This window comes from Spirosoma daeguense (assembly GCF_054776875.1).
Genome location: NZ_BAAHBF010000011.1, coordinates 291,524 through 307,944 on the forward strand (window position 1 = coordinate 291,524; position 16,421 = coordinate 307,944).

Consider the following 16,421-nt stretch of genomic DNA (forward strand, 5'->3'; position numbering starts at 1 on the left):
TCACACAGTAAGCTTAGCTGTAGGCTTGGTCTTTTACGAGCTGTATATCATTAAGCTCAGGCAGAACCATCGTGCAATCGGCTGGGATAACTCCGTTTGTAATCCAATTATTGACGATCTCAGGTGTTACGTTGTACCGTTCGGCGTAACGCTTTACCGTTAACCAGTCCGTCTTATCAAGAATCGTGTCCGGTATTTTTATGCCAAGAGACTGCAAATGTTGAATCGTTGCGACTAGTTCAGCCTCAGCGCGAATTAAATCGTCGTCGAGATCATTTTCCTTCTGAGCCATAATGATAAATTGCTACCTTATTGTCGTAAGTAAGTCTGCCTACCGCTTAATCACTATAACATAAAAGGGTTGTAAGATAAATCCTTAAATTATTGATTTGATATTGAATCAGTCTAGCACAAGCTGATAATCAGTTTATAAAACTAAAACGGATTGATATTAAGGCAAAAGTAATTCCGCAAATTCGCTTACAGCAATAAGTTTTCTACTGTAAAATTCTGAAATTCAATGTGTTGCCGTTTTGGCTTTTACAGGCAGTATAGCAATACAAAATGCGCAGCGGGTATTTTGTATTGAAAATGCGGTAATCGTCGATTTGAATGCAAATTACCTCAGAAAGAATATTGAAAAATATGAAACCAAATATTCCAAATTTAAGAACTTGGCCGCGTAATCTTAGTACATTACAAGGTGGTGGGTTATCTACAATGCAAGGTGGTGGAATGTCAACTTTGCAGTATGGAGGAGCTTCAACTTTGCAGTATGGAGGATTGTCAACCCTTCAATATGGGGGTATGTCCACTCTTCAATATGGCGGACTATCTACTCTACAATATGGCGGATTGTCAACTCTTCAATATGGTGGGCTATCTACCTTACAATATGGCGGATTGTCAAGCTTAGAAGGTGGAGGCATGTCAACTTTGTCAACCAATATCTATAAAAGTAATATTCCGCCATGGCCGCATTTCGTAAGAGAATTAGAAGCTCGAGGATATAATTGGGCATCCGAAATGATTAGGCATTATTTACCTAAGTTTTTATGGCCTGAAAACTATTTTGGTAAGTGATTATCAACTCACGACATGGGTTTTCCGTCAGGCGGGGTGATATGCGGATTTCCGGCGATAGAGGGCTCGTTCTGTGACGAGACTGTTTTGTCTCGTTAGACGTCTCTAGAATACAGAATAGGCAACTGAGTTGGGAGAGGTAATGAGTTTGAGCTGACAAATTACACCCCTGATAACTTACCTTTTAATAAAAATAATGAAGCCAATATTTACAATACACGCAGGCGAATACCTAGTAGCTGCTGAAATTGAAAAGTCTCTTGACAATATAATTGTCTGGATACCAAGTAAAGATACTGGCATAGATCTTTTACTTACGGACAAAACAAATAAAAAGACTGTATCTATTCAGGTAAAGTTTTCTAAAGACTTTAATGCAACCCATATTAATGAACAGTTTCGGCCCAATATTAAAGGAACGGGTTGGTGGAAATTGAATAAAGGGAAAATAAAAAAATCTATAGCTGATTATTGGGTTTTTGTTTTATATAGTTTCGAGCAAAAATCACATGATTTTGTAATATTAAAGCCTAACAACCTACTTGATATATTTACCAACCTAGGAAGGAAAGAAGATGAAATTCACTGTTACTTAACTGTAACAAAAAAGAAAAAAGTGTTTGAAACACGAGGAATGTCAAAAAAAGAAATGCAGTTGCTTTGTGACAATGACTATATAAATCATCAGCGTGACATGACGGTGTATTTAAACAATTGGTCAACTATAGTAAACGAATTACATTAAACTATCCTTGGTAAGATGCAGCACAATGACATTTACTATTAGCCTTTCAAGCGATAGGAACGGAGTATTGTCCCGTAGAAGATTTGAAGCCCATATAAAACACTTAGGATATTAAAACTTAACCCCAAATAGTAGCGTTGACTTCTATTTGAGGTTAAGTTATAAACTGGGTATGAATAAACACCTTTTCTATTATGCTAGGGCAATTTCAGCATAACGGACTCCAAAATCCGTGAACAGCCATTGATTTACTCGATAAAGACTTTCTCCCTCTTCAAGCTGCCAACGCCAACTATTATTTTCGCTTGGAATAATAATCAGCCAATCAAGTAGCTTTATACTGAAAATTGAGAGCGCGTTTTCGATTGTAGCTATATAGTCAAGCTCTGCCGAATCAAATACGTTGTTTGCTGTAAAATGGCGCGAGGAGGCCAGCAAAACCGACGTAGCTCTGCATTCAGCCGCAAGCGTCATAAGATAGCGGGTATTTAACAACTTAGGCGGTAAGTACTCGCCCTCAAAAATCGAATCTGTTTCGCCTTCTCTGTTGAGGCAAGTGATTCCAACGACCTGCTGATCTCTGAGAAATATTGCATAATGACAATCGAAATTCTCCTCGTCAGGATGTTGTGACAAGTCCCGTAAAATGGCAAGGCCGTCGAGAGGCGAATCGAGGATTATCGGATTTGTCTTAACTCGCTCGTCGATGATTCGCTCAAGATTGTCTAAGTCAAGCCCTTTCAATTCGGCACTAACACGAGGCGACCGATTATCACGCTCAGGAACATTTAGGCTCGAAATGTGAGCCTTTTGTGTATATGAGGTTGCATAACCTCCATGGGGCATGTAAGTTTGTAAAGTGGTCATAGAATTTAACGGTTTTATGTGTCACAATACCCCCTTCGCTGACTCCTCCAAGAACTAGCGTTGGGGTTTTTTATGATACAATACTAATGAAACTTACAATATATAACAAGTTCTAAATCAAAAAAAATTACTACTTATTAAAAGTAATATTGAGCTTATTCTCTAAAGCGTCTGCAATCTTTTGAAGTGTATCAATTGTTAGATTTTGTTTGCCGGTCTCGTATCGATTAAAAGTAGCCTCGCTTACGCCCATTTTTTCACCCATCTCCTTTTGGGTAAGTCCTTGCGAAATCCGAGCCTGTTTAATTGCTTGACCTACTTTTTTTGTTGTTTCTGACATAGCTTATTACTTTTGTTGAAGTATATATTATTCTTGACAAATATATATATAACTATCAATAAGTGTCAAGTTTAAGCCTAAACCTAGAGTAAATAAGTACAATTTCTATGAAAGCTAAAACAGTATTTGAAGGTTCTCCTGAAGAATTAAAATCTATGCTAGAGGAAGTTATTGAGCCGCTCGTTGATCGGATTCGAGAGCTCGAAGTTCAGGCCAATACCCACAAGCACGCCTATAAAATTAGTGAGGTAGCCGAAAAGATCGGATACTCGAAACGACTCGTTTTAGAATTTATCCACGTCGGCCGCAAGGATAAAAAAAACAGAATGATTCGGCTTAAACATCGCAAAATCTCGATGAATGACTTTCGCGTCTTACCGGCCGATCTCGATGACTTTCTAGCATATTTCTAAATTGCAACAAAACCATTTGCCATATGACTGCTACAACACTATATACTGGCTCGCCGGAAGATTTAAAAGCAATGCTCGCTCAGGTCGTCGAACCGCTCGCCGAACGTATTCGCGAACTCGAAGTACAGGCAAATACGCACAAACACGCCTATAAGGTTGCAGAAGCCGCCGAGAAAATCGGCTACTCGCGCCAAATGATTCACGAGTTCATCAAAAACGGCCGTAAGGATGCGAAAGGCCGGGTACATCGGCTCCGACATAAGGAAGTAACAACCGGCGACTATAGAATCCTACCCGCCTACCTCGACGAATTTCTCTCACATTTTTAAAAACCATAAGCTGACTGGCAAGAGAACAAAATAAAACTCTCTTGATCTTTGACTCTAGCCTTTTTATAGGCAAAAATTTTCCAGCTATATCGCTGTTAGTTCCGCCTATACGTATCGGTATGAAGATAAAAGAAAAGGCCCGAACCTGAGGCTAATATTTACCTTTACGCGCTTCATACTCCGATCAATCGAAGCCGCCCGAACCTTAACGTAATGCCGCTCCTTGGTAACTGTCTTAGCCCCCTGAATGACTGGACAAAATTGCAAAAACAGTTTAGTCCTACTACATTCAGAAATCATGAGCAAAATTAGGCGGAGCTTTACGCCCGAAGACCGTTATTCCATCGTCCAGGAAGCCATCCGTGACGGCCATGCCGAGACTTGTCGAAAATACAATTTATCCCCTTCGTTGCTGCGCAAGTGGCGATTGAAGTATTTGAGCAAAGGCAAAGAAGGTCTGAAAGATGCCTATGCACGCGTCGATCCCCAACTACGGGCACTCGAAGAGGAAAATGAACGCCTGAAGCGGATTGTAGCCAAACAAGCGCTGGAACTGGAGATCAAAGGTGAGCTACTAAAAAAAACACCTATTCACTCCAGGAGAAGCTAGCCCTGATGAAACAGTTTGAAAAGCAAGTAAGTCGTACCCTGTTATGCCAGTGGCTGAGCGTGCCTCGGAGCGTGTCCTATTACCAACCTCAATCCGGTAGGCCTGGAGCACGACCCAGCCACGTAACCATGAAACTGGATGGATCGTGGGTAGACAATCAACAGGTAGTGACCAGTATTCGGCAATTGCTGGATGTTGAGTTCAATGCCCTTGGCTACGAATACATCACCCACGAGTTGAAAAAAGAATACTTGATCAACAAGAAAAAAGTGTACCGGCTTATGCAAGAGCATAATTTACTCCTAGGCAAAGTAATCCGACCAACGGGCAAGCGAGAATTTGTTAAATTCAGACGAATTGTAGCGACCAAGCCCTTGGAATACTTATGCTGGGATATCAAATACGTTTGGGTGCAAGGGGAACGGCGGAATTACTATCTGTTGAGTGTCATTGATGTGTACAGCCGCAAAATTCTGGATTGGCTCTTCCAGGGCAGTATTCGTCAGATCGACTTAATCAATCTTTTCCGACGAATAAACCGGAATCATGAACTGAAGGGCGTCATTTTGCGCAATGATAACGGCAGTCAATTCATTGCTCACTCGGTACGCAACTTTTTGAAAAGCTCCGAGATCAAGCAGGAATTCACGCATGTGGCCACCCCTGAAGAGAACTCGTACATTGAAGCTTTTCACAGCATTCTGGAACATGATGTGATTGAGCGCGATGTATTTGAGAGCTATTATGAGGCCAAAGAAATGTTAGGGCGTTATTTTGCCCATTACAACCATCATCGGCTTCACCGTTCGATTGGATTTATAACACCTCAACAGAAATGGGAAGAAACACAGCTAGTTTACGACACAACCTTTTCAGAAAATCTGTCCAGTTAATAGGGGGCTAAGACACCATCGGCATAAGCCTGTTTGAGCATCACTTTTAAATCTTTCATGAGGGAGCCAACATAATTGAGCGTTAAGCCGCGACTAGTTAACCACAATTTGAAAGCGTGGTAAAACTCGAGGCTGAATGCTTCGTAATTAACAGAGTTCCCTGTTTCGGCCTGAAATTGTTCTAATAGCCGCTTGAGCTTGATATACCCTTTCAAGGTAAATTCAGAATACCGGGCACTACGGGCATTGAGCCGCAAGCCAGCCTGAGCTAAACCAACAAAGCGTTCTATATATGCTGTAAACGTTTCCTCCTCGATTTTTACCGGCTCAACTTTTGGTTTCTTTATTCGCCCTAACTCCGAATCGAGTTGTTGTTTGATGATATCATTAGAGAAGGCAACTTTAGCCAGTTGCAGCCGACTTAGAACTGTTTTAAGGGCAGAGCGGTACCGTTCGAGATTAGCGTTCAGCGTCTCAAAAGGCTCTCGGGCGATTCTGGATTTCTGATTCGTAAAAGCACGTTGTCGCTCTGAATCCCAAAGGTAGGGCTCTATCGTTAAGCCTGTAGAAGTCTTAAAACGGCCGTTATTGTAGCGAAATACGAGGTTTATAAGCGTCGGCCGTTCGGCACGTACATCTTTGAGCAGGAATTTAATATCCTGGTCGGAAACGGTTTTCATTAAGGCTTACTCGGTTTGGTCAGGACCAAGTTACAAATAAATCTTAACAAAGGGGACGGAACAGGGGACGGATTTAGTTAATCGTACTTTACTATTTTCTGTAAAGTATCATAAAGAAAAAAGGCTAATTCGCTGATTATGAGTAATTGTTTACTCTAGCGAATTAGCCTTAATTAACTTTCTGTGCTCCCGAAGGGATTCGAACCCCTATCGATGGTACCGGAAACCATAATTCTATCCATTGAACTACGGGAGCAGTCGGCCCCATTTTGGGAGTGCAAATATAGCTGTTTACCCTTTTTTATGCAAGCTTATTCAAAAATCAAGATGTTCTTTTTCAACGACGTCCACGACCACCACGTCGGTTTTCACCTTTGGGAGCCACTCCTTTTTTTCGACCTGATCGGCTGTCATTACGTGAAGAAGATGAATGGGAGTTGCGACCTTCACTACGTCGTGCAGCGCGTCCACTTCCTGAGTCCATACCACTAGAGTGTCGTTCGGCTTTGTCACTGACAAGGACGAAGTCCATACTACGTCGGGCCAGATTCGTTTCTTTTACGCGGATAACCACTGGGTCACCAAATGTGTAGATCTTCTTATGGCGCTGACCAACGATCCGGTAATTGTCCTTGTCGAATTCGTAATAATCGTCGGTTAAGTCCTGCATACGTACCAGACCTTCGCAGTTGTTTTCCGTGATTTCGACAAAGAAACCAAACTCCGTAACGCCCGAAATAACCCCTTCAAATACCTGATCATGGGCCATACGGCTCATAAATTCGACCTGTTTATATTTGATACTGGCTCGTTCGGCTTCAGCGGCCATACGCTCACGTTCTGACGAATGCTTACATTTCTCTTCGTATTCGTCGCGATCAACGGGTTTGCCTTTATCCAGATAATGCTGCAAAAGCCGATGGGCCATCATATCAGGATAGCGACGAATGGGTGACGTAAAATGCGAATATCGACGGAAAGCTAATCCGAAGTGACCAATATCTTCAGTGCTATAACGCGCCTTCGACATGGTACGTACCGCCAGTTGCTGTAGCATATTGGCTTCGGGTTTGCCTTCAATACTTTCCATAAATCGGTTCATCGAACTGGAAAGATTCGCTTCGTCGACACTTAGTTTGTAACCTAAACGTCGGGCAAAATCTGAAAAACTACGTAGTTTATCTTCAGATGGACCTTCGTGAATCCGATAAACCATTACGTTCTCTTCACGATTTTTATTCCGTTTCGAGAGGAGGTGCACAAACTCCGCTACACGCTTGTTGGCAAGCAACATAAATTCTTCAATGAGTTTATTCGTGTCCTGCCGAATCTTGGGATAAACCGCTATGGGTACGCCATCTTCATCGAGTCGGAAACGTACTTCCGGTGTCTCGAAGTTTATGGCGCCGTTTCGGAAACGCTCGTCACGTAACTTATAAGCCAGTTCATTAAGCAGCCGTAACTCTTCCAGATAATCGCCACTGTTGTTGTTTAAAATCTCCTGCGCTTCTTCGTAGGCAAACCGTCTGTTTGAGTGAATAGCAGTTCGACCAAACCATTCGTTGACGATATTCGCGTTCGGTGTTAACTCGAAAACGGCTGAGAATGTCAGTTTATCTTCATTCGGACGTAGTGAACACAGGCCGTTCGAGAGTTTTTCGGGAAGCATCGGCACCACCCGGTCGACCAGATAAACCGACGTAGCACGTTTGTACGCTTCAGCCTCTAACTTCGAACCGGGTCGAACGTAGTGCGTTACATCGGCAATGTGAACACCGATTTCGTAGTTGCCATTCGGCAATAACTCTACTGACAACGCATCGTCAAAATCTTTCGCATCGACGGGGTCAATCGTGAACGTAGTAACTTCGCGCATATCACGTCGATTGGCCAGTTCCTGTTCACCAATTTCTGTGGCAATTCGTTCGGCTTCCTGCTCTACGTCTTCCGGAAAATGAATCGGTAAGCCAAACTCGGCCAGAATAGCGTGCATTTCAGTATTATTCTGCCCCGCTTGACCTAGCACCGTAAGAACTTCTCCTTCGAACTGGTTTTTGCGGCTGTTTGGCTCTGGGTATTTCGTTAGGCGAACAATTACTTTTTCGCCGTCTTTAGCACCGCCCAGTTTATCCTCCGGAATAAAGATGTCTTCGTAAATCTTCTTGTTATCGGGAATGACAAAGCCATAAGTTGGCCAAACTTCAATTCGGCCTACTAATTCGGTGCGCCCACGCTCTACTACGTTGGCTACTTTGCCTTCGATACGTCGGCCACGATTGCGCGAGTCTGTAAACCGCACTACACGCACACGGTCGCCATCTACAGCTCCGGCCAGATCGTCGGTCGATACCCAAATATCGTTATCTCGATCCCCACGGATGCCCGTAGCTGTGTTAGGAATAACAAAGGCAAACCGGGAATTTACGTGGTCAACAACACCTTCTATCAGATTAGCGTCGGCATCGGCTTTGTAACTGCCGTCGGGCTGACGTACTAATGAACCTTCTTCTGTCAGTTCACCAATCAGTCCGTGCATAATGAGCTTCATCTGACGGTCGTTTGTGTCAAAATGGTCGAGAACCTGTTCACGGGTAAACGACCGGTCGTCGTTAATCTGAAAAAACGCCATCAGGTCGTTTTTCAATTCATCCAGAAACGTATTGGCTTGTTTAACTGGTTGTGTCCGGGCTGATTTTTCCAGCCCTTTTTCCCGCTGATGCGATGAGTTTGAACGCCCGGAAGTGGGCCGCCCTGATGCGGGTTTATTATATTTATTTTGTTTTGGTTTTCCGTTTCTCATGGTGTTTCCCCCGCTTCACAGCGAGGTTGAATTAAATGAATAAATACTGTGTGATCGGAGGAAGCTGAGAAAACACAATAATGCTCCTCAATCACTCAGTACGATGTGTTCTTCGGCTACGATGGGCGCGCCTATCATTTTTAGATAAACTTGCACCAGCATAACCATTGAGTCGCGGGCATATTGTTCAATACGTGGCCAGTCGTGCTCGCGGTAATAGACTTCGCTGGTTCGGTCGCCTGTCCACTCAAGCGGGCGTGACGATACGTTCAGAACGGCGGCCAGCAAATCGAGCGGTACAAAATGTCGCTTGTCGCCAAATTGCCAGTGTTCGAGCGTGTCTTTATGGGTAATTTCCCAGGGCTTTTTTCCCGAAATCTGTAAGGCCGGTGGTAGTGGCAGGCCATTAGCCATCAATCGGCGACACAGATACGGGAAATCAAACTCTTTACCGTTATGGGCACAAAGTGTTAACTCGCCGGGCGGATATCTGTTAATGATTACTAGAAATTCTTCCAGAATGGCTAACTCGATATCGTTGCTCAGCAGCTTGACTTTCAGATGAGGTTTGTCGTCTTCATCGAAAAATAACCCGCCCACGCTGATGCAGATGATTTTGCCAAACTCTGCGTAGAAAGACGCCCGGCGGTCGTACCAACCGGCTGGCGAAAGCTCATCTTCATTTTTGAAGAAGCGGCTTTTTTCTTCCCATTGCCGTTGCAGACGCGGGTCAACGGTCATGAGCGAAGGTTCACCGGCCACTGTTTTGAGGTCGATGAATAGAAAGTTTTTGAGTCGACGTTTCCAGGAGACGGGCTGCGGCATAGTTCTCTAACGCGGACGTGCGATCCGCTACGTTATTGGCAAATGCGGACAGATTGCCAGAACGCCAACCCGGCCGCGTTACGTTAGTCGTGCAAAATTCCTTCCAATCCTAAAAAGGGAATCCGAACGAGATTTTCATCGACAATACTGTCAGGCACGAAGATAAACTTCTTATCGAAAATCTGGTCACCCATAAAGTAGCTAACCCAGTATTCGTTGTTCAGATGAAACACATCGGGCATAATGGTTTCGACAACTTCATACGATGCTGGTGCTACTTCGGCAAAAAAATGACGTAGCGTTGAGGTTTGTTGTTCCTCATCTCCTTTCTGGCCGTATCCCTTCGACGTAACAAATACGTTTGTTATTGTTACGTCATTCTGGTTTATCAGAAAAACCTGCCAGTCATATCCTTCGGTCAGATTTTCTTTACGAGCTATTACTACCTGTACACCTTCAACAGGCAAAAATTGAATGTCTTTTTTCATTATTAAAAACGCGGAGACTGTATCCGCTAAACTCCATTTTCTGCTACCAGAACGCTCGACTTCCGAACTTCTGGCGTTACTAATTCCATTTCGAATAAAGCGGCCATATGCCGTTGCACATGCTCCGCTACGTCATTCAACGGTACTTCTTGACCTAGTTCGGCTGCCAGCGACGTAACGGCCTTGTCGGAAATACCACAGGGGATAATATGGTCAAAATAACGCAAATCTGTGTTTACGTTCAGCGCAAACCCGTGCATGGTTACCCAACGGCTGGCTTTTACGCCCATCGCGCAGATTTTGCGTGGATTACGCCCTCCCGGCGATTCTGCTACGTTGGTTTCATAATCGAGCCACACCCCCGTTAGCCCGTCGATACGGCCAGCCTGTAAACCGTAATCGGCGAGGGTCAGAATAATGCTTTCTTCCAGTAAACGCATGTAGCGGTGGATGTCGGTAAAAAAGTTATCCAAATCCAGAATTGGATAACCCACCAACTGGCCGGGGCCATGATACGTTACGTCGCCACCACGACGTATACGGAAGAACGTAGCACCCAGTTCGGTTGTAAGACGGTCCTGATCGATGAGCAGATTTTCGGCGTGGCCGCTGGTGCCCATTGTGTAAACAGGTGGGTGCTCGCAAAACAACAGGTAATTCGGCGTAAACTGTTGCTCCTGATCGGGAAGGGTTCGGTTCAGAAGTTTCCGGTTCACAATATCCGTAAACAGACGCTCCTGCTCGTCCCAGGCTTGCTTATACTCGATTACCCCTAATTTCTGAACCTCAACTTGTTTATTGGCGCGACTATTCATTTTTTTACGGACGAACAAATCTGTTAGCCGATGCTCTCCGTAATAACTTAACACCGGAGCGACTTGATTTTGTTCGTTCTTCCTATAACCCAACCATCAGGAATGGCCCAGCACAACGAAACTGGCAAAGAGGGTGAAGCCGAAGCTATGCGTTATCTGCGCGAAAAAGGCTACGAAATTATCTCCCATAACTACCGCTATAAACACGCGGAAATCGACCTTATTGCCCGCAAGGGTGAACTGCTGGTGTTTGCTGAGGTTAAAACCCGAACTAATCTGAATTACGGCAATCCGGAAGAATTTGTGTCGTATACGAAAGCGAAACTGGTGATGCGCGCTGCCGAAGAATACATTTTTGCGAATGATTGGATGTATGACGTTCGGTTCGATATTATCGCCATTACATTATCCGACAATCAAATGCGTGTAAAGCACATTGAAGATGCATTCTGCTGAACGCCCTGTTGCTGTTTAGCAATCATTTAGGCGAAAAATTCGTTTACTAAATAGCTGCTGGTCAGTGCATCAACAAACTCGCATGAATAAACAAATTATCCGACGCTCGGCGCTGATTCTATCTGCAATTAGCACTTTTTTGATAGCCTCGTGCCGAAAACCAGCTGATGTATCACCGGCTGGTGATGAGCAGGTAAATAACTGGATTCTGGAAAATATGCAGACGTATTATTTCTGGAATGACAAGTTGCCTGCCAATCCTGATAAATCGCTGGCTCCTGATAAATTTTTTGCTTCGCTGATTTACGACCGCGCCAACACCGCCAATCCTGACCGTGATCGGTTTTCATGGATTCAGGCAAGTGCCGATGAGTTGAAAGCATCATTAAGCGGACAGAGCAAAACGACGGGTGCTGAATACATCATATTTTTTCGCGACCAAACTCAGACTTCAGCTGGTGCTGCCGTGCTTTACGTATTGCCAGGTTCTCCGGCAGCCAAGGCGGGTATAAAACGGGGCGACATTATTACGAAAGTGAATGGACAGGCGCTGGCCAGAACAAACTACGCACAACTATTGTCGAGCAGTAACGAATCCTTTACGTTCGGGTTTGCTGAGGTAAAAAATGGTACGTTGGTTGATACGGATCAAACCAAACAGGTAACGGCCGTTGTATTTCAGGAAGACCCAGTTTTGCTCGATACGACATACACAATCGGCTCAAAAACAATTGGATACGTAGTGTACAACCAGTTTACGCCGGGTGTATATAAGGCTGATGGCAGTACTGATAATACGTATGATCGGAAGCTGGATAATGTGTTTGGTAAACTGAAGCAGAAAGGCGTAAACGAGATGATTCTTGATCTGCGCTACAATCGGGGAGGGGCAGTTAGTTCGACCATTAATCTGGCAAGTTTGATCGGTAAAAATGTGGATGCTTCGAAAGTGTTCTGCTCACAGAAATGGAACGGCATCGTAACTGCCGACCGTGACAAGCAGTATGGAGTTGGTTGGGGAAATCAGACGTTTGTATCAAAATCGACCAATATTGGCTCTAATCTGACCCGGCTCTATGTATTGACAACCAACAGTACCGCATCGGCCAGTGAATTGATTATTAACGGACTACGTCCTTATATGAACGTAATAACGATTGGCACAACTACGGTTGGTAAAAACGTTGGTTCCATTACCATTGCCGAAAAGACAGGTGCTATAAAGTGGGGTATGCAGCCCATTACGTTCAAAATTGTGAACGCACAGGGGCTAGCTGATTATGGAGATGGTTTTAAGCCATCGGTTGAGGTAAGAGAGTCAGTACTTGGTTTGAAACCACTGGGCGATCTTACTGAATCAATGCTCAGCGAAGCCGTTTACCAGATTACGGGTACGCGAAAAGCACGTCGGGCGGTAGATACTGATATACAGCCAACTATTTCTACGTCGCTTGATGATAAGGCCGGAGGAGGTAATATGTTCGTCAATTATTAACACCGGAGGGCTACTGTTAAAATTGTATTATTTTACATCAAAAGCAGTCCTAAAGGCTGCTTTTGGCGTTTAATACTGTAACTTTAGGATAATCATTCCGCCAACACTATGTACGAGAAGAATATAGGTACGAAGCAAAAAGCACTACGTATTAACCTCGATCGACGTATTTACGGGTCGTTTGCTGAAATCGGTGCCGGTCAGGAAACGGCCGCTATGTTTTTTAAGGCCGGCGGTTCGTCGGGTACCATTGCTAAAACCATGTCGGCTTATGACATGACTTTCAGCGACTCGATTTATGGTGTTGAAGAGAGCGGACGCTACGTAGTGGAATCAAGGCTGGTTAAAATGTTGAGTAAAGAATACAGCCTGCTGGAGAAGCGATTAGCTGAGAAACGTGGCCCTGATACCACGTTTTTTGCATTTGCAAACACGGTTGTAGCACTAAATTACCAGAAAACGAACGAAGCGCACGGCTGGATTGGTTGCCGGTTTCAGTTGAATCCGCAGGCAGGTTATAACGACGTAATTATTCACGTTAGAATGACCGATAATGAAAATATTCTTCAGCAACAGGCGCTGGGCGTAATTGGAGTGAATCTGATTTATGGCTGTTATTATTATGCCAAATCGCCCGAAACGCTGGTTCTGTCGTTGATGGATGATCTTGCTCCGGAACGTATCCAGATCGATATGATTCGGTTCAATGGCCCCGATTTTACAGATGTCGATAATCGGTTGATGAGTTTGCATCTGGTAAAAAACGGCTTTACCGATGCTGCTTTGTTCGGCCCCGATGGGCAGGTTTTACAGCCATCGGAAGCGCTTTACAAAAAGCATATTCTGGTGATGCGGGGGCGGTTAAGGCCGCTGACGAATGTGCAGTTAGATATGATGGAAAATGGCCTGAAGCAGTTTAAAGACGAACCCGATGTTGATGCAAATCGGGTGGTTTCACTGGCCGAGTTGACGTTACATAATCTGAAAGCAAATGAGCAGGGAATCGATGAGAAAGACTTTCTGGACCGGGTCGATATTCTGTGCTCAATGGGGCAAACGGTAATGATTTCCAATTATCTGGAATATTACAAACTGGTTGCTTATCTGGCCCGACTAACCCGCCTTAAAATTGGTTTGATTATCGGTATTCCGAATCTCGAATACATATTCGAGGAAGGGCACTATGAATTTCTGCCGGGTGGCATTCTGGAATCCTTCGCTACGTTGTTTAGCCGCAAAGTGAAGCTATTTGTTTATCCGACACTGAAAGAAGGGGCGCTATATACCTGTAATGAATTCAAGCTTCCACCCACGCTGGAGCCACTATTTCAATATCTGGTACGTAACGACAAAATTGAAGACATTACTGACTTCAACGAGCAAAACCTGCACATCTCTACCGACAACGTGCTGGAGATGATTCAGCGTGGCGAAGATGGCTGGGAAACAATGGTGCCCGAACGCGTTGTCGAGCAAATAAAATCGAACTGCTTGTTCGGTTATCCCTGCGAAGTTGAATACGTACCCATCGGGCAGCAGGTGCGCCAGCAGCAGGTAGAAGAACAAACAGTATCCAGTAATTAATAGTGTTGCGCGTAAACCCGTTGCACTTTCTCTCGGGAGCGTTTGAGTCGCATTTTCACCGCGCTATTTTTGATATTATAGGTCTGGGCTAGTTCATCGATGCTCAGACCATCTTCATATTTCAGGCGGAGTAATTGCTGCTCACTGGTCGATAGTGTCTGCATCGCCTTTTTCACTAACTGAATGGATTCTTCGTGGAGGTGCGCGTCTCTTGATTCGGCCATGTCGTAATACGGATTTTCATCCATCGATGTCATTTGAAGCCGTTTGGATCTGCGTAACTGATCGGAGCAATAATTGAAGGCAATCGAATAAAGCCAGGTCGAGAAGGTAGAGCGTTCCTGAAAAGCGTCTAGTTTGTCAAATACTTTCAGGAAAATGTCGTGGGTGAAGTCCTGCGCTTTTTCAGAGTCTTTGGTCATTGACAGGCAGCGCTGATAGACCTTTTTTACGTAGCGGTTATAAAGTGTTTCGAAGCAATCGGATGGTTGACTTGACAGATATTGACGAATCATTTGTTCGTCCGTTAGTGAAGTGTGCATGTAATTGGTGTATGGGTCGGGTAGTTTAGTTAAGTTTAATTGTCTTTTTGACGTGTATTTTTAAATTTGGTAACAAAAAATCCACTAAAAAGACATTAATTATTTTTAATTCTTCGAATAATATAAAAAGCAGCTATAAAGTTTATAAATGTTGGTAATTTATAATGCTGATTGATTAATGAATTAAATATTTGTTACATACCAATTAATAAATCCTTGAATACGTTTCTATTAGTTTTAATATTTTGGAAAACGGTTTAGAAATTCGTCGTGGACGTAGTAATCAATCTGGGTAGAAATTGATTCAGGTTTTTATACGTGGCAATAACGCCAAATTGCTTTTCCAGAAGAATGCTAAATCTACTAACCAGGAACATATCGCGGATCTATGAATCAATATGGACGTGTTATCCATAATCAGTATAAAATAGAACACAAGCTTGCGCAAGGGAGTACAGGCCCTGTATATCGAGCCATCGATATGCATCTTAACCGCGCTGTGGCGATTAGAATAGTCTACTCACATTTGCTCGATAACGAATTAACGCTGGCACGCTTCTGGCGCGAAGCCATTGATGCCAGAGAAATTCAGCACCCTTCCATCACAGCTCTTTACGACGTATTAAGAGACGGCGATGATTATTGCATGGTTATGGAGCTTGTTGAGGGACAAAGCTTCGAAAGTCTCATTCGTCGTTATAGCTCGTTACCTGTAAATCAGGCCGTTCAGCTTATACTTCAGGTATTGGAGGGATTAAACTATGCCCACCAGCAAAAAATACTACATCGTAACCTGAAACCTACGAATCTGATGCTGACCGATGATGGTAGGGTGAAGATTATGGACTTTGGCTTTTCGCATCTGGTTAACCTCAACCCTGAAACAGCTTCGCTACGAACTGAACTGGTGAATACAGCTCAATATATGGCTCCCGAATTGCTGGAGGGAAATCCCATAACTCCGTTGTCGGACTTATACGCTGCCAGTCTGGTGCTGTATAAGTTACTCTCGGGAAAAACACCTTTTCATGTCAAGCCGATTTCGCAGATTATTAATCAGGTGATGCGCGTACAACCGCCCTTTTTAGCCAATATGCCTCCCCTGCTAAATAGTACACTGGAGCAAATGCTATCGAAGAAACCGCATAAGCGATTTGGGGAAGCTCAGCAGTTGATTGAGGTACTCCGGCAAATTGTTCCCGGTCAGGAGAGAGTACAACTGTCAAATTTCAGGTCTGCCCTTCGTCGTGTACCTAAAGAGACAACAATTAAACCGTTAGCTACTTCGCCTACGCTGGTTGTATCATCAGAAACCTGTACCTATATCGTGATCAACAAACCGGAAGAAGTAGCCCGGAAAGCCTGGCTTATTCCGGTCGTTGCAAGTCTGTTGCTGGTCTGTGGAATATGGTTTGTGTAATTGGCACCTAGTACGTCAATAATTTATGCTACGTAG

The 16,421-nt window shown here is 44.0% G+C and carries 19 protein-coding genes and 1 tRNA gene; 10 read left to right on the forward strand and 10 right to left on the reverse strand.

Features of this window, described 5'->3' with window-relative positions; genetic code table 11:
* Positions 1–13: 13 nt before the first annotated feature.
* Positions 14–292, reverse strand: coding sequence for a hypothetical protein (locus tag ACYVD4_RS30440; RefSeq protein ID WP_460952055.1), 279 nt, complete (start codon positions 290–292; stop codon positions 14–16).
* Positions 293–612: 320 nt separating this feature from the next.
* Between ACYVD4_RS30440 and ACYVD4_RS30445 the strand changes: the two genes are divergently transcribed.
* Together ACYVD4_RS30445 and ACYVD4_RS30450 are read left to right on the forward strand one after the other, a co-directional pair.
* Positions 613–1,083 carry a hypothetical protein gene (locus ACYVD4_RS30445; protein WP_460952057.1) on the forward strand — a complete coding sequence of 157 codons (471 nt, stop codon included), beginning with the start codon at positions 613–615 and terminating at the stop codon, positions 1,081–1,083.
* A gap of 196 nt (positions 1,084–1,279) precedes the next feature.
* Positions 1,280–1,828, forward strand: a complete 549-nt coding sequence (locus ACYVD4_RS30450; protein ID WP_460952059.1) for a hypothetical protein — start codon at positions 1,280–1,282, stop codon at positions 1,826–1,828.
* 192 nt (positions 1,829–2,020) lie between these two features.
* Here the strand turns inward: ACYVD4_RS30450 and ACYVD4_RS30455 are convergent, their stop codons facing one another.
* Together ACYVD4_RS30455 and ACYVD4_RS30460 are read right to left on the reverse strand one after the other, a co-directional pair.
* Entirely contained in the window at positions 2,021–2,695 is a 675-nt protein-coding gene (locus ACYVD4_RS30455; RefSeq protein ID WP_460952061.1) for a hypothetical protein, read from the reverse strand.
* A 130-nt stretch (positions 2,696–2,825) separates the two neighbouring features.
* Positions 2,826–3,035 carry a helix-turn-helix domain-containing protein gene (locus tag ACYVD4_RS30460; protein ID WP_460952063.1) on the reverse strand — a complete coding sequence of 70 codons (210 nt, stop codon included), beginning with the start codon at positions 3,033–3,035 and terminating at the stop codon, positions 2,826–2,828.
* Between the two features lie 107 nt (positions 3,036–3,142).
* On the opposite strand from ACYVD4_RS30460, the gene ACYVD4_RS30465 reads away from it, so the two are divergent.
* The 4 genes from ACYVD4_RS30465 to ACYVD4_RS30480 all read left to right on the forward strand — a co-directional run bounded on the left by ACYVD4_RS30465 (position 3,143) and on the right by ACYVD4_RS30480 (position 5,280).
* Positions 3,143–3,448: a hypothetical protein gene (locus ACYVD4_RS30465; protein WP_460952064.1), complete on the forward strand. Its 306-nt coding sequence runs from the start codon at positions 3,143–3,145 to the stop codon at positions 3,446–3,448.
* 23 nt (positions 3,449–3,471) lie between these two features.
* Positions 3,472–3,777 (forward strand): hypothetical protein, encoded by a 306-nt coding sequence (locus ACYVD4_RS30470; protein ID WP_460952065.1) that lies wholly within the window; start codon positions 3,472–3,474, stop codon positions 3,775–3,777.
* A 298-nt stretch (positions 3,778–4,075) separates the two neighbouring features.
* On the forward strand, positions 4,076–4,387 hold the full coding sequence (locus ACYVD4_RS30475; protein ID WP_460952067.1) for a transposase: 312 nt from the start codon (positions 4,076–4,078) through the stop codon (positions 4,385–4,387).
* Between the two features lie 5 nt (positions 4,388–4,392).
* Complete coding sequence (locus ACYVD4_RS30480; protein ID WP_460952068.1) at positions 4,393–5,280, forward strand: IS3 family transposase; 888 nt, start codon at positions 4,393–4,395, stop codon at positions 5,278–5,280.
* Here the strand turns inward: ACYVD4_RS30480 and ACYVD4_RS30485 are convergent.
* From ACYVD4_RS30485 to lipB, 6 genes are all read right to left on the reverse strand, one after another.
* Positions 5,277–5,960 (reverse strand): phage integrase SAM-like domain-containing protein, encoded by a 684-nt coding sequence (locus ACYVD4_RS30485; protein ID WP_460952069.1) that lies wholly within the window; start codon positions 5,958–5,960, stop codon positions 5,277–5,279. The genes ACYVD4_RS30480 and ACYVD4_RS30485 overlap by 4 nt on opposite strands.
* A gap of 184 nt (positions 5,961–6,144) precedes the next feature.
* Positions 6,145–6,216: transfer RNA gene (locus ACYVD4_RS30490), tRNA-Arg, on the reverse strand.
* Positions 6,217–6,297: 81 nt separating this feature from the next.
* Positions 6,298–8,760, reverse strand: a complete 2,463-nt coding sequence (gene rnr / locus ACYVD4_RS30495; RefSeq protein WP_460952071.1) for a ribonuclease R — start codon at positions 8,758–8,760, stop codon at positions 6,298–6,300.
* Between the two features lie 87 nt (positions 8,761–8,847).
* Positions 8,848–9,585, reverse strand: a complete 738-nt coding sequence (locus ACYVD4_RS30500) for a 3'-5' exonuclease family protein (RefSeq protein ID WP_460952073.1) — start codon at positions 9,583–9,585, stop codon at positions 8,848–8,850.
* Between the two features lie 83 nt (positions 9,586–9,668).
* On the reverse strand, positions 9,669–10,073 hold the full coding sequence (locus ACYVD4_RS30505) for a hypothetical protein (protein WP_460952074.1): 405 nt from the start codon (positions 10,071–10,073) through the stop codon (positions 9,669–9,671).
* 26 nt (positions 10,074–10,099) lie between these two features.
* Positions 10,100–10,888: a lipoyl(octanoyl) transferase LipB gene (gene lipB / locus ACYVD4_RS30510; protein ID WP_460952076.1), complete on the reverse strand. Its 789-nt coding sequence runs from the start codon at positions 10,886–10,888 to the stop codon at positions 10,100–10,102.
* Positions 10,889–10,990: 102 nt separating this feature from the next.
* Between lipB and ACYVD4_RS30515 the strand changes: the two genes are divergently transcribed.
* The 3 genes from ACYVD4_RS30515 to ACYVD4_RS30525 all read left to right on the forward strand — a co-directional run bounded on the left by ACYVD4_RS30515 (position 10,991) and on the right by ACYVD4_RS30525 (position 14,423).
* A complete protein-coding gene (locus tag ACYVD4_RS30515) occupies positions 10,991–11,344 on the forward strand; it encodes a YraN family protein (RefSeq protein WP_460952077.1) in 354 nt (117 codons plus the stop codon).
* An 82-nt stretch (positions 11,345–11,426) separates the two neighbouring features.
* Positions 11,427–12,839, forward strand: coding sequence for a S41 family peptidase (locus tag ACYVD4_RS30520; protein ID WP_460952078.1), 1,413 nt, complete (start codon positions 11,427–11,429; stop codon positions 12,837–12,839).
* 108 nt (positions 12,840–12,947) lie between these two features.
* Positions 12,948–14,423: a TonB-dependent receptor gene (locus tag ACYVD4_RS30525; protein WP_460952080.1), complete on the forward strand. Its 1,476-nt coding sequence runs from the start codon at positions 12,948–12,950 to the stop codon at positions 14,421–14,423.
* Here ACYVD4_RS30525 and ACYVD4_RS30530 read toward each other — a convergent pair.
* Positions 14,420–14,965: an RNA polymerase sigma factor gene (locus ACYVD4_RS30530; RefSeq protein ID WP_460952081.1), complete on the reverse strand. Its 546-nt coding sequence runs from the start codon at positions 14,963–14,965 to the stop codon at positions 14,420–14,422. The two genes, ACYVD4_RS30525 and ACYVD4_RS30530, sit on opposite strands and share 4 nt — an antisense overlap.
* A 388-nt stretch (positions 14,966–15,353) precedes the next feature.
* On the opposite strand from ACYVD4_RS30530, the gene ACYVD4_RS30535 reads away from it, so the two are divergent.
* Positions 15,354–16,385: a serine/threonine-protein kinase gene (locus tag ACYVD4_RS30535; RefSeq protein WP_460952082.1), complete on the forward strand. Its 1,032-nt coding sequence runs from the start codon at positions 15,354–15,356 to the stop codon at positions 16,383–16,385.
* Positions 16,386–16,421 lie beyond the last annotated feature (36 nt).

Coding starts and splice junctions, on each gene's coding strand:
- ACYVD4_RS30440 (WP_460952055.1), bottom strand. CDS start 292: ATGGCTCAGAAGGAAAATGATCTCGACGACGATTTAATTCGCGCTGAG.
- ACYVD4_RS30445 (WP_460952057.1), top strand. CDS start 613: ATGCAAATTACCTCAGAAAGAATATTGAAAAATATGAAACCAAATATT.
- ACYVD4_RS30450 (WP_460952059.1), top strand. CDS start 1,280: ATGAAGCCAATATTTACAATACACGCAGGCGAATACCTAGTAGCTGCT.
- ACYVD4_RS30455 (WP_460952061.1), bottom strand. CDS start 2,695: ATGACCACTTTACAAACTTACATGCCCCATGGAGGTTATGCAACCTCA.
- ACYVD4_RS30460 (WP_460952063.1), bottom strand. CDS start 3,035: ATGTCAGAAACAACAAAAAAAGTAGGTCAAGCAATTAAACAGGCTCGG.
- ACYVD4_RS30465 (WP_460952064.1), top strand. CDS start 3,143: ATGAAAGCTAAAACAGTATTTGAAGGTTCTCCTGAAGAATTAAAATCT.
- ACYVD4_RS30470 (WP_460952065.1), top strand. CDS start 3,472: ATGACTGCTACAACACTATATACTGGCTCGCCGGAAGATTTAAAAGCA.
- ACYVD4_RS30475 (WP_460952067.1), top strand. CDS start 4,076: ATGAGCAAAATTAGGCGGAGCTTTACGCCCGAAGACCGTTATTCCATC.
- ACYVD4_RS30480 (WP_460952068.1), top strand. CDS start 4,393: ATGAAACAGTTTGAAAAGCAAGTAAGTCGTACCCTGTTATGCCAGTGG.
- ACYVD4_RS30485 (WP_460952069.1), bottom strand. CDS start 5,960: ATGAAAACCGTTTCCGACCAGGATATTAAATTCCTGCTCAAAGATGTA.
- rnr (WP_460952071.1), bottom strand. CDS start 8,760: ATGAGAAACGGAAAACCAAAACAAAATAAATATAATAAACCCGCATCA.
- ACYVD4_RS30500 (WP_460952073.1), bottom strand. CDS start 9,585: ATGCCGCAGCCCGTCTCCTGGAAACGTCGACTCAAAAACTTTCTATTC.
- ACYVD4_RS30505 (WP_460952074.1), bottom strand. CDS start 10,073: ATGAAAAAAGACATTCAATTTTTGCCTGTTGAAGGTGTACAGGTAGTA.
- lipB (WP_460952076.1), bottom strand. CDS start 10,888: ATGAATAGTCGCGCCAATAAACAAGTTGAGGTTCAGAAATTAGGGGTA.
- ACYVD4_RS30515 (WP_460952077.1), top strand. CDS start 10,991: ATGGCCCAGCACAACGAAACTGGCAAAGAGGGTGAAGCCGAAGCTATG.
- ACYVD4_RS30520 (WP_460952078.1), top strand. CDS start 11,427: ATGAATAAACAAATTATCCGACGCTCGGCGCTGATTCTATCTGCAATT.
- ACYVD4_RS30525 (WP_460952080.1), top strand. CDS start 12,948: ATGTACGAGAAGAATATAGGTACGAAGCAAAAAGCACTACGTATTAAC.
- ACYVD4_RS30530 (WP_460952081.1), bottom strand. CDS start 14,965: ATGCACACTTCACTAACGGACGAACAAATGATTCGTCAATATCTGTCA.
- ACYVD4_RS30535 (WP_460952082.1), top strand. CDS start 15,354: ATGAATCAATATGGACGTGTTATCCATAATCAGTATAAAATAGAACAC.